The organism is Ensifer adhaerens (assembly GCF_002007205.1).
Taxonomy (GTDB): Bacteria; Pseudomonadota; Alphaproteobacteria; order Rhizobiales; family Rhizobiaceae; genus Ensifer; species Ensifer adhaerens_D.
The window spans coordinates 84,687-97,026 of record NZ_LAZS01000014.1 but is presented as its reverse complement, the minus strand read 5'-3'; the positions used below and the strand labels follow the sequence as shown (position 1 = coordinate 97,026).

The following is a 12,340-nucleotide window of genomic DNA, read 5'->3' as shown; positions in this document are numbered from 1 at the left end:
TTATGGCTAAGGCAGCTACCCCGAAAGAAACCGCAGCGGAGAAGAAGCCCGCTGCACCGAGGAAGGCAGCTTCCGCCAAGACCGCAGCTGTTGCCGCAACCGGCGCTGTCGGTCGCGTAACGCAGGTCATCGGCGCCGTCGTCGACGTCGCGTTCGAAGAAGGCCAGCTTCCGCAGATCCTGAACGCGCTGGAGACCGACAACAACGGTAACCGCCTCGTTCTCGAAGTCGCGCAGCACCTCGGCGAAAACTCCGTCCGCACGATCGCCATGGACTCGACCGAAGGTCTCGTCCGCGGCCAGTCGGTCACCGACACCGGCGCACCGATCACGGTTCCGGTCGGCGACGAAACGCTCGGCCGCATCATGAACGTCATCGGCGAGCCGGTTGACGAAGCGGGCCCGCTCGTCACCTCCGGCAGGCGCGCCATCCACCAGGAAGCGCCGTCCTACGTCGAGCAGTCGACGGAAGCGCAGATCCTCGTCACCGGCATCAAGGTCGTCGACCTTCTCGCTCCTTACGCAAAGGGCGGCAAGATCGGCCTCTTCGGCGGCGCAGGCGTCGGCAAGACCGTTCTCATCATGGAACTGATCAACAACGTCGCCAAGGCGCACGGTGGTTACTCGGTGTTCGCAGGCGTGGGTGAACGTACCCGCGAAGGCAACGACCTCTACCACGAAATGATCGAGTCCGGCGTTAACAAGCACGGCGGCGGCGAAGGCTCCAAGGCTGCGCTCGTTTACGGCCAGATGAACGAACCGCCGGGCGCCCGCGCTCGCGTCGCTCTGACCGGTCTGACGATCGCTGAAGACTTCCGCGACAAGGGCCAGGACGTTCTGTTCTTCGTCGACAACATCTTCCGCTTCACCCAGGCAGGTTCCGAAGTGTCGGCTCTGCTCGGCCGTATTCCTTCGGCCGTGGGTTACCAGCCGACGCTGGCGACCGACATGGGTCAGATGCAGGAACGCATCACCACCACGACCAAGGGCTCGATCACCTCGGTTCAGGCCATCTACGTTCCGGCCGACGACTTGACCGACCCGGCGCCGGCAACCTCGTTCGCCCACCTGGACGCAACGACCGTTCTGTCGCGCTCGATCGCCGAAAAGGGTATCTACCCGGCCGTTGACCCGCTCGACTCGACCTCGCGCATGCTCGACCCGATGATCGTCGGCGAAGAGCACTACGAAGTGTCGCGTAAGGTCCAGACGACCCTGCAGCGCTACAAGGCTCTCCAGGACATCATCGCCATCCTCGGCATGGACGAACTGTCTGAAGAAGACAAGCTGGCCGTTGCCCGCGCTCGTAAGATCGAACGCTTCCTGTCGCAGCCGTTCTTCGTCGCCGAAGTCTTCACCGGTTCGCCGGGCAAGCTCGTCGCACTCGAAGACACGATCAAGGGCTTCAAGGGCCTGGTCAACGGCGAGTACGACCACCTGCCGGAAGCTGCCTTCTACATGGTCGGCTCGATCGAAGAAGCGGTGGAAAAGGCCAAGAAGCTGGCTGCAGAAGCCGCTTGATTTGACTGTTAAGCCTCGGCGCCCTGGCGCCGAGGCTTTCGTCCTGCCTTCGATAATGGCAGGGAAGACATGCACAGCCGCCTTTTTGGGTGGCGCGCCCACAAGAAGTGAATGGTCATGGCCGATTTCAACTTTGAGCTTGTTTCCCCCGAGCGCCTGCTCCTCTCCGAAAAGGTGACGGAAGTCGTCATTCCGGCGACCGAGGGCGAGATGACCGTGATGGCCAATCACGCGCCGACGATGACGACGATCAAGCCTGGCGTGGTCTCGGTGAAGACGGCCGATGGCAAGACGGAGCGCTTCGTGGTGTTCGGCGGTTTCGCCGATATCCTGCCGACCGGCTGCACGCTGCTTGCCGAATCCGCCGTCCATGTCGATGAACTCGACCGCACGGTGCTCGAGAACCGCATCGACGCGGTTCGTGCCGAGCTGGAAGGAGCCGGCGACGAGAAGAAGACCCGTCTGGAGCAGTTCGTCGCCGAACTGACGAAGCTCGGCGAGATCGTGATCCCGGCCTGAAAGGGACACCCGGAAGGGTGAAGCGAATGAGAAAGCCCCGCCTTCGAGCGGGGTTTTTTGTTGCCTGTTTCGCCTGATCTTGTAACCAATAGCAGCCGGACCGGCCGTTTTGGCCATTCTTCGTCACGGCTACTGTATTGAGCCCGCATCGTTCAGCCCAGGAAGAGAGACCGCTGGCATGACGTCGAAGATTGTTCCTGTCATCATGGCCGGTGGAAAAGGCACCCGGCTGTGGCCGCTCTCGCGCTCCGCTGCGCCGAAGCAGTTCCTGCAGATCCTCTCCGAACACTCGCTGTTCCAGCAGACGCTCGAACGGGTGAGCGACCCGGCGCGATACGAGCCGGCCATCGTCGTCACCAACAGCGACTTCCGCTTCATCGTCGCCGAGCAGGCGCGTGCGCTCCAGGCTCATCTCGGTGAGATCCTGCTGGAGCCGGTGGCGCGCAATACCGCACCGGCTCTCGCCGCTGCCGCGTTTGCGGTCCTTAGCCGCTACGGCGAAGGGGCGATCATGCAGGTGCTCGCCTCCGATCACGAGATCGATGCCGGCGCCATCTACCGGGATTGCATTCTAAGGGCGCATGCCGCCGCCGTGCGGGGAGAGCTGGTGACGTTCGGCATCACGCCAACCGAGCCGGCTACCGGCTACGGCTACATCGAGTGCGGCGACGAACTGGCCGAAGGTACGAACCGGGTGGCGCGCTTCGTCGAGAAGCCGGATCGCGCCAAGGCCGCGGCGATGATCGCTTCCGGGCGCTACCTCTGGAATTCCGGTCTGTTCATGCTGCCGGTGACGCCCTTTCTCGACGAGTTGAAGCGTTTCACGCCGCAGGTGTGGGAGGCCGCGCAGAGCGCCGTGGAAAGCGCTTACAAGGATTTGGACTTCACCCGCCTTCATGGGGAGAGCTTTGCGGCCGCGCCCGATATCTCGGTCGACTACGCCGTGTTCGAAAAGACCGAGCGCGCTGCCGTCGTTCCGTCTTCCTTCCTGTGGTCCGATCTCGGAAGCTGGGACGCGGTCTGGAAGACAGGCCGCAAGGATGCCGACGGCAATGTCGTCACGGACAGGGCGACGGTATCGAACACCCGCAATTCGCTGGTTCTGTCGCGCGACATTCACCTGGCCGTCCAGGGGCTTGAGGATGTGGCCGTCATCGCCGGGGAGGACGCCGTCTATGTCGGGCGGCTGGACGACAGCCAGAGCGTCGGCAACATCGTCAAGGTTCTCGCCCGCTCGCCGCAAACCGCGGCGCTGACGGAAGTGCACCCGACCTCCTACCGTCCCTGGGGCGCCGTTGCAGCGCTTTCCGACGGCGAGCGCTTCTCGGTCAAGCGGTTGCGCGTGATGCCCGGCAAGAAGATCTCCTTGCAGAGGCATCACCATCGCGCCGAGCACTGGATCGTCGTGCGCGGTACGGCGGAGATCACGATGGGTGAAGAGACGCGGCTCCTGCACGAGAACGAGTCGGTGTTCATTCCGCTGGGCATGGTGCACCGGCTGCACAATCCCGGCAAGATTCCGCTGGAGCTGATCGAGGTGCAGACCGGGTCCTATCTCGGGGACGACGACACCGTCCGCATCGAGGACGAATTCGGCCGCAACTGAAGCGCGTCCTGCCCTGTCATATCATCAAACGAAAAATGCCCGGGCTGAACCCGGGCATTGAAGTCGGCGCATCAGGACTGATTGGCTCAGCCGGCGACGCGCTCGCTCTCGCCCTTCTGGGCGTAGTAGTGACCGAAGCGGTTTGCGAGGAAGGTGTCGAGGCCGATGTCTTCCTGGCGAACGAAGCCCTTCGAGGCGATCTTGCCTTCGGCGAGCAGATCGAGCACGGCGCAGATGCTGCCGGCCGTGGTGATCTGGATGCCGCTCTGCATGCGACCGGCAACGACGCCGCTATAGACCTTGTTGGCGTAGGTTTCCTGGATCAGACGACCGTCACGGAAGCCCGAAACGGTGACGAAGATCACCACGACGTCCTGGGTGGTGGTCGGCAGCGAATTTTCGAAGATGTCCTTGAGGACTTCGCGGCGATGACGCAGGCCGAGGTCGTTCAACAGCGCCTTCATGATCGCGGCATGGCCCGGATAGCGGATCGTCTTGTAGTTCAGCGTACGGACCTTGCCCTTCAGCGTTTCGCAGAGCGTGCCGAGGCCGCCGGACGTGTTGAAGGCTTCGTAGGTGACGCCGTCGAGCGAGAATTCTTCACGCTCTTCCATGGCCGGAACTTCGATCAGATTGTTCTCAACGATCGCCTCGCAGGGCTCGATGTACTCGTTGATGACGCCGTCGGTGCTCCAGGTGAGGTTGTAGTTCAGAGCGTTCGACGGGTACTGCGGCAGGGCGCCGACGCGCATGCGCACGCTTTCGAGCGTCTGGAAGCGGCTGGCGAGGTCGTTGGCGACGATCGAGATGAAGCCCGGTGCGAGGCCGCACTGCGGAATGAAGGCGGTGTTCGCCTTGGCGGCGATCGCCTTGACCTGGCGGGTGGATTCGACGTCTTCGGTGAGGTCGAGGTAGTGGATGCCGGCTTCAGCAGCGGCTTCGGCGATTGCCACCGTCAGGTGGAACGGAGCGGCGCTGAGGACCGCGAACTTGCCGGTAAGAAGGGCGACGAGCGCCTTCTTGTCGCCGATGTCGACGGTTGCCGTCGTGATCGCGGCATGCTTCTCGATCTGCTCCAGCTGCTCGGCGCTGCGGTCGGCGACGCAGACGCTGTAGTCGCCGGTGTGGGCGAGCATGCGAGCGATGGTGGAGCCGATCTTGCCTGCTCCGATGACGACGATATTCTTCATTCTTTCCCCCAGGGCATGAGAACTGTTTCTGCCCATATTGTCGGCGCGGGGGCTGTTGATTTGAAGCTGTGATATGACTAAATCGCCTATCGAAACTCGGCAGATTGCCCAATCGGATCGACGAAATGCAGATCACGGACAAGGATCGCGAGCTTCTCGCCATCTTAAGCGAAAACGCCCGCATGCCGACGGCGACGATCGCGCGCAGGCTTGGCCTGTCGCGCACGACGGTGCAGGCTCGCATCGAGCGGCTGGAGCGCGAGGGCATCATTGCAGGCTATGGCGTGCGGCTATCCGAGAGCTACGAGAAGGGACTGGTGAAAGCGCATGTGCTGATCACCATTGCGCCGCGGGCGCTTCCCCGCGTGACGCCGGAGCTGAGCGCGATCCGAGAGATCCAGACGCTGCATTCGGTCAGCGGCAGCTTCGACCTGATCGCCGTGGTCGCGGCGACCTCAATCAGTGAACTCGATCTCCTGATCGATCGGATCGGCGAAATCGACGGCGTCGACCGGACGCTGTCGTCGATCATTCTCTCGACCCGGATCGACCGCTAAAGCAGGTCGCGCAAAAGCGCGTAGCGGTTTTGTGACAACGACCTGCAAAGGATCAAAAACCAAAAGCGCAAGGAGCAAATCTGAAAGATCGCGACGCGCTTTAGGCCGTCCTTCGGCTTAAGTGATATGCGGAGGCGGTCGTCAGGGCGCGTTGCCGGAAGGCACGGATGCTTCCTTGCCGCTGCCCATTCCGTCCGGCACCTGCGCCGGAGCGTTCCAGGCACTCGGTCCCCGAACGAAACTGCGCAGGCTGCCATCGCCATAGGCGAGCCACTTGCTTCGGTCGAAATATTGTTCGGCAATGCTCTTCGGGCGGGCGCGGGCGGGCTGGTTGGCGAGGAAATTGTAGCGCTGCGTCTCCTCGTCGGATTCGCGCTTGAGCTGGATGCGGCTGCCGAAATGCTTGAGGTCGAATTCCTTCAGAGCCTGGATCTGAAGCGTGACGCTGGCCCCGTCCGCCCAGCGCACGTGGTCAAGGAACACGGACGCGGCGCGTGCCGCCGCCGTCGTCACGGCCTGGCTGTCTTCCCGGCGTTCGATGTTGAGCTTGACGCGGAACGATGAGATCTCTTCCTCGCCGCTGCCCTTGACGAAGATGAAGATCGACGACGGCTTGTCCTCGCCCGGCCGCGGATAGGAAACGAGCGACGAGCATTCCCATTGGGCCCGCTCGCCGGCACTCGATTTCCATTCAAGCTCGCGGAAGCCGGCTTCGCGCAATTCGTCGCAAAGTGCCTTGGGGTCGCTGCGGATGACACGCAGGAACTGCTGCTCGGGTGTCTGCAGATCCTGGAAGGTCCAGGCGGGCAGGGCGATGCGCGGCGGTTGGCGCCTTGCCGCCCTCGGAATCTCCTGCTCAGCAGGTTTCGCCCTTTCGAGAAAGGTCGTCGGAAGGCCGAAGGCCAGCAGAACCTTCCTGAGATTGCGCTGTTCATTGGCGAGCAGGGCGGTCGCGAGAATGGCCGTGGCGATCAACAGCAACACCACGAGGAAAAAGCGCAGACCCGTGCGGCGGGGCTTTGTGGCCGGCGTCTTGCCCTTGGTCGTGCTCATGCCGCCTCGCCCGCCCGGTGACGGGCGATGAGTTGCGGAGCCTCCAGCGAAGGGCGATCGGTCTGCCGGGTTTCCATGATCTCAGGCTAGCAAGATGTCCAAGCCTTCTTCATCCTCGAAATCGGCCGCGGCGGCAATATGCAACCGCCGATAACGGCGCGGCGACTGCATCACGGCACAACGCGCCGGTGAAAGGCGCCCGGCGTGAACTGAAAAGTTGAAATCCGGGGGCGAATGCATAGGTTTGGGCGACAGAGATTGAAACGGGACGCACGTTCGCCATGACAGAGCCGACATCCGCAGCTCCTTCGATCGACGTTGCGCTCGTGCGGCGGCTGCTCGCGGCGCAGTTTCCCGAATGGTCCGATCTCGACGTGCGGCCGATCGAGCCCGGCGGCTGGGACAACAGGACGTTTCGTCTCGGCGACCGGATGACCGTCCGGTTGCCGAGCGCCGAGCGCTACGTTCTGCAGGTGGAGAAGGAACATCGCTGGCTGCCGCTGCTCGCACCGCATCTGCCGCTGCCTATCCCGATGCCCCTCCGCAAGGGCGTTCCGGGCGAAGGATTTCCCTGGCCCTGGTCGGTCTATCGCTTTCTTCCAGGGGAAACCCTGGCAGTCGAGCTGGTCGACGATGTCAGGCAGATGGCGAGGGAGCTGACGCGGTTTCTGCGTGCGCTGATGCAAGCGGATGCCACCGGTGGACCACTGCCCGGCGATCATAACTTCCACCGCGGCGGCCCACCCGCCTTTTACGATGAGCAGACGCGTCAGGCGCTGAAACTGCTTGCGGGCGACGTCGATACGACGGCGGCAGGAGAGGTCTGGGAGGCCGCGCTTGCCGCGCCGTTCGCAGGCGCCCCCGTCTGGTTTCACGGTGATATCGCCTGGGGTAACCTGCTGGTTAAGAACGGCAGCCTGAGCGGCGTCATCGACTTCGGCACTTCCGGCGTCGGCGATCCGGCCTGCGATCTGGCGATCACCTGGACGTTTTTCCAGGGTGAAAGCCGCGAGGTCTTCCGCGACGGCATGGCTCTCGACGGCGGCACCTGGGCGCGGGGCCGCGGCTGGACCCTCTGGAAGGCGCTGATCGTTCTTGCCGGCATGACCGGCGCGCCGGCCAGCGAAAAGGCGAAGCAGCGCGCGGTGATCGACGAGGTGCTTGCGGATCATCGCCGCTACGGCTGAGGCTGGTTGCGCCCGGCCAGGCGCCGACTTGACCCCAGCGCAAATTGCCTCTAGGTCAGGCGCACGCGGGACGACCCGCGTCGGTGTTTCGCCTGGGGACGGCCCCATTATCTCGAACGAGATATGGAGCCGATCGCATCATGCAGCCCCGAAGCCCGCGGCCCGTCCGCGTGACCCTTTCCTCCGTAGAGCAGCCGATCACCCCGCCGGAAGCCAGTGCTTCGTGGAACGATCTCGGCCGCCGATCGCTTTCCCAACATACTGACGCGCTGGTGGCCGCCTGCACGCGCCGCCGACGTTTCGTCACCAACGCACGAGGTTGACGATGGCCGGACCCATCGAACAATTTGAGATCAAGTCGCTGTTTCCGATTGCCGAAGTCGGCGGCCACCAGATCAGCTTTACCAACTCGGCCGCCTACATGGTGCTGACGATCGCGGTTGCCAGCCTGTTCCTCATCCTGTCGACGCGGAGCCGCGGCCTCGTGCCGAACAGGGCGCAGTCGGCGGCCGAAATCCTCTACGAGTTTGCGGCGAAGACACTGCGCGACAATGCCGGCGAGAAGGGCATGCGTTTCTTTCCGCTGGTCTTCTCGCTGTTCATGTTCATCCTCACCGCCAACCTGATCGGCATGTTCCCCTATGCCTTCACGGTGACGAGCCACATCGCGGTCACCTTCGCGCTCGCGATGCTGGTGTTCCTGACGGTCACGCTCTACGGCCTCTACCGGCACGGCCTCGGCTTCCTGCGGCTGTTCATGCCGTCGGGCGTGCCGTTGATCCTGGCGCCGATCATCATCCCGATCGAGGTCGTCTCCTACCTGTCGCGTCCGGTCAGCCACTCGGTTCGTCTGTTCGCGGTCATGCTCGCCGGTCATATCACGCTCAAGGTTTTCGCGGGCTTCGTCGTGGGGCTTAGCGGTTTCGGCGCGCTCGGGATCCTGGCGGCGGTCATGCCCCTGCTGATGACGGTCGCGTTGACCGGGCTCGAACTGCTGATGGCACTGATCCAAGCTTACATCTTTACCATGCTGACCTGCATGTATCTCAACGACGCGCTCCATCCGAGCCACTGAGAACAAGTGAAAGAGGCTCCCTGCAAGGGGAGCCTCTTTCTCATTCGACCGCCGTGCGTCGCGCTTCGTTGCGATAGGTCCGCCAGGACGACCAGGCGAAGGCCATCAGGAACATCGCGGTCATCAGGAGCACGATGGTCGGCGCCGGCGCGCTGTCGATGAAGAAGGACAGATAGACGCCGGTGAAGGACGCCGTCATCGCGACCAGAACCGCGACGATGAGCATGGAGCCCATGGTCCGGGTGATCAGGAAGGCGATGGCACCGGGCGCGATCAGCATGGCGATGGCAAGGATAAGCCCCACGGCCTTCAGTGCGCCGACGATCGTCAGCGACAGGATCGCCAGCAGCCCGTAATGCAGCCAGTTGACCGGCAGGCCGACCGCTTTCGCCTGGGCCGGATCGAAGGCGTGCAGCAGGAAATCCCGCCACTTGACGGCGAGGATGCCGGCGGCGACCAGCGCGATCACGCCTGTCTCGACGATGTCGCCCCAGCCGATGCCGAGCATGTCGCCGAAGAGGATATGGTCGAGGTGCACGTCGCTCTGGATCTTGGTGTAGAGCACCAGGCCGAAGCCGAACATGCCGGAGAACACCACCCCCATGACCGTATCCTGCTTGATGCGGCTGTTCTCCTTGAGGTAGCCGGTCAGAAGCGCGCAGGACATGCCGGCGGCAAAAGCGCCGACGGCAAGCGGCAGGCCGACGATGTAGGAGATCACGATGCCGGGAAAGACGGCGTGCGAGATCGCATCGCCCATCAGCGACCAGCCCTTCAGCACCAGGAAGCAGGAAAGCATCGCGGTCGGGATCGCCACAAGCACCGAGATCAAGAGCGCGTTGCGCATGAACTCGAATTCGAAGACGGCAAGCATCATGTCGAGCGAGATCATCGGCTGGCATCCGCCGGCTCGGCGCCACGCCGGCGCGCGGCAAGCAGCCCGTGTTTCGGGGCGAAGACGAAGGCCGTCAGGAAGATCAGCGTCTGCAGCACGATGATGATGCCGCCGGTGGCGCCGTCGAGGAAGTAGCTGAAATAGGCGCCGAAGAAGCTCGTCAGTGTGCCGATGGCGACGCTGATCAGGATCAGCCGCGGGAAGCGGTCCGTCAGCAGGTAGGCGGTGGCGCCCGGCGTCACCACCATGGCGATGACGAGGAAGGCGCCGACGGTCTGAAGGGCTGCGACGGTGCAGGCCGAAAGCAGCGTGAAGAACAGCACCTTCAGGAAGGTCGTCGGAATGCCGATCGAGCGCGCATGGCTTTCGTCGAAGAAGGTCACCATCAGGTCCTTCCACTTGGCGGTCAGGATGACCAGCGAGACGACGCCGATGATCGCCAGTTGCAGCGTGTCGGCCGGCGTGATCGCCAGGATGTTGCCGAGCACGATCGTCTGGATGTTCACCGATGTCGGCGACAACGAGACCATGAAGAGGCCGAGGCCGAAGAAGGAGGTGAAGATCAGGCCGATGATCGTGTCTTCCTTGAGCCTCGTGCGCTGGTTGAGGAACAGCATGGCGCCGGCGGCAAGCGCACCGGAAAAGAAGGCGCCGAGCGAAAAGGGTAGTCCGAGCATGTAGGCGCCGGCGACGCCGGGCACGATCGAGTGCGAGAGCGCGTCGCCGATCAGCGACCAGCCCTTGAGCATCAGGTAGGACGAGAGAAAGGCGCAGACGGCGCCGACCAGCGCGCTCACCCACATGGCGTTCAGCATGTAGCCATAGGTGAAGGGTTCGTAGAGAGTGGCGATCATTTGCCGTTCGGCTCCCCGTTGGTCTCGGGTTTAGCCGGTTGCGCCACCATGCGGTCCTTGTCGCCATACATGACGAGCGGGCGCTCGTCGTCGGTGATGACGGCCAACTGCCGCGGGTCCGCGTCGTCGTGCAGGCTGTCGCCGCCGAGCACGAAGTGCCGGAGCACGCCACCGAAGGCGAGCTCGAGGTTTTCGCGGGTAAAGGTGGTTTCGGTCGGGCCGTAGGCAAGCACCGTGTTCTTCAGAAGCACGGTGCGGTCGCAGAACTCAGGCACGCTGCCAAGGTTGTGGGTCGATACCAGCATGACCCGGCCCTCGTCGCGAAGGCCGATCAAAAGCCGAATGATCGCGTCCTCGGTCTTGACGTCGACACCGGTAAAGGGTTCGTCGAGCAGGATGACCTTGCCGTCCTGGGCAAGCGCGCGCGCCAGGAACACGCGCTTCTTCTGGCCACCCGAGAGTTCGCCGATCTGGCGCTTGCGGTAGTCGCTCATGCCAACGCGGGCAAGGGCTGCCGTGACCGCCTCGTGGTCGGCCTTCTTCGGGATGCGCAGCATGTTCATGTGGCCATAGCGGCCCATCATGACGACGTCCTCGACGAGCACCGGGAAGTTCCAGTCGACTTCTTCTGCCTGCGGCACATAGGCGACGAGGTTTTTCTTCAGCGCTTCCGGCACCGTGCGCCCGAGGATCGAGATCTCGCCGCGCGACAGGCGGGCAAAGCCCATGATCGCCTTGAAGAGCGTCGACTTGCCGCTGCCGTTGACGCCAACGAGCGCGGTGATCGTGCCGGTCGGGATCTCGAAGGTGGCATCGCGCAAGGCACGTAGCCCGTTGCGGTAGGTGACGGTGGCACCCGTGACGCGGATGCCGTTTCCTTGTTCGCCGGAGGCCGGAGCGGCGCCCGAGCGGGTCTTCACCTGAAGGTTCATTGCGCAAGGCCCTTGGCGATGGTTTCCGATGTGACGCGCAGCAGGTCGATATAGGTCGGAACCGGACCGTCCGCTTCGCTCAGGGAATCAACGTAGAGCACACCGCCGTATTTTGCACCGGTCTCGCGCGCCACCTGCTCGGCCGGATCGGGAGAAATCGTGCTTTCGGAGAAGACCACCGGAATATTGTTGGCCCGGACGGCGTCGATCACCTTGCGGACCTGCTGCGGGGTGCCCTGCTGGTCGGCATTGATCGGCCAGAGATAGAGCTCCTTCATCCCGAAATCACGGATGAGGTAGCTGAAGGCGCCTTCGCTCGAAACCAGCCAGCGCTTGTCCTCGGGGATCTTGGCAATCTCGGTGCGGATCGGCGCGATGGTCGCCTCGATCTTCTTTTTGTAAGCCGCGGCATTGGCCTTGTAGGTCTCGGCATTATCAGGGTCGTACTTCACGAAGGCGTCGCGGATGTTGTCGACATAGATGAGTGCTGCCGAGGGCGACATCCAGGCGTGCGGGTTGGGCTTGCCCGTATAAGGCCCTTCGGCGATCCCCATGGGTTCTACACCGGTCGAAACGACGACGCCTGGAACGTCGTCGAGGTTCTGGAAGAATTTTTCGAACCAGAGTTCGAGGTTGAGGCCGTTCCAGAGGATCAGCTTGGCGTCATGCGCCTTCAGGATATCGCGCGGTGTCGGCTGGTAGTTGTGGATCTCGGCACCCGGCTTGGTGATCGATTCGACGATGGCAGCGTCACCCGCGACGTTCTTTGCCATGTCGGCAATGACCGTGAAGGTGGTCACTGCCTTGAACTTTTCCTGCGCAAAGCCGGCGCTGGGCGAAAGCGCGATGGCTGCCAGGGTAACTGCTGCTGCCAGGATCGCGCGCCTCGTCTGATCGATCATTCTCTACTCCCAGATGTTGATGTTCACAGGAGTAGGCGAATGATTTGCAT

12 protein-coding genes are annotated in these 12,340 nt (G+C 63.1%); 6 read left to right on the top strand and 6 right to left on the bottom strand.

Going from position 1 to position 12,340, the window contains the following annotated elements:
* Positions 1–2 precede the first annotated feature (2 nt).
* From atpD to XB14_RS30655, 3 genes are all read left to right on the top strand, one after another.
* Positions 3–1,520 carry a F0F1 ATP synthase subunit beta gene (gene atpD, locus XB14_RS30665; protein ID WP_077968031.1) on the top strand — a complete coding sequence of 506 codons (1,518 nt, stop codon included), beginning with the start codon at positions 3–5 and terminating at the stop codon, positions 1,518–1,520.
* Positions 1,521–1,637: 117 nt separating this feature from the next.
* The gene (locus XB14_RS30660; RefSeq protein ID WP_077968678.1) at positions 1,638–2,039 is read left to right on the top strand and encodes a F0F1 ATP synthase subunit epsilon; all 402 of its coding nucleotides are present in this window, start codon (positions 1,638–1,640) and stop codon (positions 2,037–2,039) included.
* Positions 2,040–2,217: 178 nt separating this feature from the next.
* The gene (locus XB14_RS30655; protein WP_077968029.1) at positions 2,218–3,645 is read left to right on the top strand and encodes a mannose-1-phosphate guanylyltransferase/mannose-6-phosphate isomerase; all 1,428 of its coding nucleotides are present in this window, start codon (positions 2,218–2,220) and stop codon (positions 3,643–3,645) included.
* Between the two features lie 86 nt (positions 3,646–3,731).
* On the opposite strand, the gene XB14_RS30650 is transcribed toward XB14_RS30655, so the two are convergent.
* Positions 3,732–4,835: a saccharopine dehydrogenase family protein gene (locus XB14_RS30650; protein WP_077968027.1), complete on the bottom strand. Its 1,104-nt coding sequence runs from the start codon at positions 4,833–4,835 to the stop codon at positions 3,732–3,734.
* Positions 4,836–4,960: 125 nt separating this feature from the next.
* On the opposite strand from XB14_RS30650, the gene XB14_RS30645 reads away from it, so the two are divergent.
* A complete protein-coding gene (locus tag XB14_RS30645) occupies positions 4,961–5,392 on the top strand; it encodes an Lrp/AsnC family transcriptional regulator (RefSeq protein ID WP_065774053.1) in 432 nt (143 codons plus the stop codon).
* Between the two features lie 141 nt (positions 5,393–5,533).
* Here the strand turns inward: XB14_RS30645 and XB14_RS30640 are convergent, their stop codons facing one another.
* A complete protein-coding gene (locus tag XB14_RS30640) occupies positions 5,534–6,445 on the bottom strand; it encodes a DUF6030 family protein (protein WP_077968025.1) in 912 nt (303 codons plus the stop codon).
* A 281-nt stretch (positions 6,446–6,726) separates the two neighbouring features.
* Between XB14_RS30640 and XB14_RS30635 the strand changes: the two genes are divergently transcribed.
* Both XB14_RS30635 and XB14_RS30630 read left to right on the top strand, forming a co-directional pair.
* Positions 6,727–7,632 (top strand): aminoglycoside phosphotransferase family protein, encoded by a 906-nt coding sequence (locus tag XB14_RS30635; RefSeq protein WP_077968024.1) that lies wholly within the window; start codon positions 6,727–6,729, stop codon positions 7,630–7,632.
* Positions 7,633–7,957: 325 nt separating this feature from the next.
* The gene (locus tag XB14_RS30630; protein ID WP_077968022.1) at positions 7,958–8,707 is read left to right on the top strand and encodes a F0F1 ATP synthase subunit A; all 750 of its coding nucleotides are present in this window, start codon (positions 7,958–7,960) and stop codon (positions 8,705–8,707) included.
* A gap of 40 nt (positions 8,708–8,747) precedes the next feature.
* On the opposite strand, the gene XB14_RS30625 is transcribed toward XB14_RS30630, so the two are convergent.
* Genes XB14_RS30625 through XB14_RS30610 form a run of 4 tightly spaced genes read right to left on the bottom strand, consistent with a single transcriptional unit; the run spans position 8,748 to position 12,290 of the window.
* Positions 8,748–9,599: a metal ABC transporter permease gene (locus XB14_RS30625; protein WP_077968017.1), complete on the bottom strand. Its 852-nt coding sequence runs from the start codon at positions 9,597–9,599 to the stop codon at positions 8,748–8,750.
* On the bottom strand, positions 9,596–10,456 hold the full coding sequence (locus XB14_RS30620; protein ID WP_077968015.1) for a metal ABC transporter permease: 861 nt from the start codon (positions 10,454–10,456) through the stop codon (positions 9,596–9,598). The genes XB14_RS30625 and XB14_RS30620 overlap by 4 nt, the downstream gene beginning before the upstream one ends.
* Positions 10,453–11,388: a manganese/iron ABC transporter ATP-binding protein gene (locus tag XB14_RS30615; RefSeq protein WP_077968013.1), complete on the bottom strand. Its 936-nt coding sequence runs from the start codon at positions 11,386–11,388 to the stop codon at positions 10,453–10,455. The genes XB14_RS30620 and XB14_RS30615 overlap by 4 nt, the downstream gene beginning before the upstream one ends.
* A complete protein-coding gene (locus XB14_RS30610) occupies positions 11,385–12,290 on the bottom strand; it encodes a metal ABC transporter substrate-binding protein (protein ID WP_077968011.1) in 906 nt (301 codons plus the stop codon). Before XB14_RS30610 ends, XB14_RS30615 begins: the two co-directional genes overlap by 4 nt.
* Positions 12,291–12,340 lie beyond the last annotated feature (50 nt).

Bases quoted from the DNA above. Each gene is read 5' to 3' on its own strand.
- atpD (WP_077968031.1), top strand. From the start codon at position 3: ATGGCTAAGGCAGCTACCCCGAAAGAAACCGCAGCGGAGAAGAAGCCC.
- XB14_RS30660 (WP_077968678.1), top strand. From the start codon at position 1,638: ATGGCCGATTTCAACTTTGAGCTTGTTTCCCCCGAGCGCCTGCTCCTC.
- XB14_RS30655 (WP_077968029.1), top strand. From the start codon at position 2,218: ATGACGTCGAAGATTGTTCCTGTCATCATGGCCGGTGGAAAAGGCACC.
- XB14_RS30650 (WP_077968027.1), bottom strand. From the start codon at position 4,835: ATGAAGAATATCGTCGTCATCGGAGCAGGCAAGATCGGCTCCACCATC.
- XB14_RS30645 (WP_065774053.1), top strand. From the start codon at position 4,961: ATGCAGATCACGGACAAGGATCGCGAGCTTCTCGCCATCTTAAGCGAA.
- XB14_RS30640 (WP_077968025.1), bottom strand. From the start codon at position 6,445: ATGAGCACGACCAAGGGCAAGACGCCGGCCACAAAGCCCCGCCGCACG.
- XB14_RS30635 (WP_077968024.1), top strand. From the start codon at position 6,727: ATGACAGAGCCGACATCCGCAGCTCCTTCGATCGACGTTGCGCTCGTG.
- XB14_RS30630 (WP_077968022.1), top strand. From the start codon at position 7,958: ATGGCCGGACCCATCGAACAATTTGAGATCAAGTCGCTGTTTCCGATT.
- XB14_RS30625 (WP_077968017.1), bottom strand. From the start codon at position 9,599: ATGATCTCGCTCGACATGATGCTTGCCGTCTTCGAATTCGAGTTCATG.
- XB14_RS30620 (WP_077968015.1), bottom strand. From the start codon at position 10,456: ATGATCGCCACTCTCTACGAACCCTTCACCTATGGCTACATGCTGAAC.
- XB14_RS30615 (WP_077968013.1), bottom strand. From the start codon at position 11,388: ATGAACCTTCAGGTGAAGACCCGCTCGGGCGCCGCTCCGGCCTCCGGC.
- XB14_RS30610 (WP_077968011.1), bottom strand. From the start codon at position 12,290: ATGATCGATCAGACGAGGCGCGCGATCCTGGCAGCAGCAGTTACCCTG.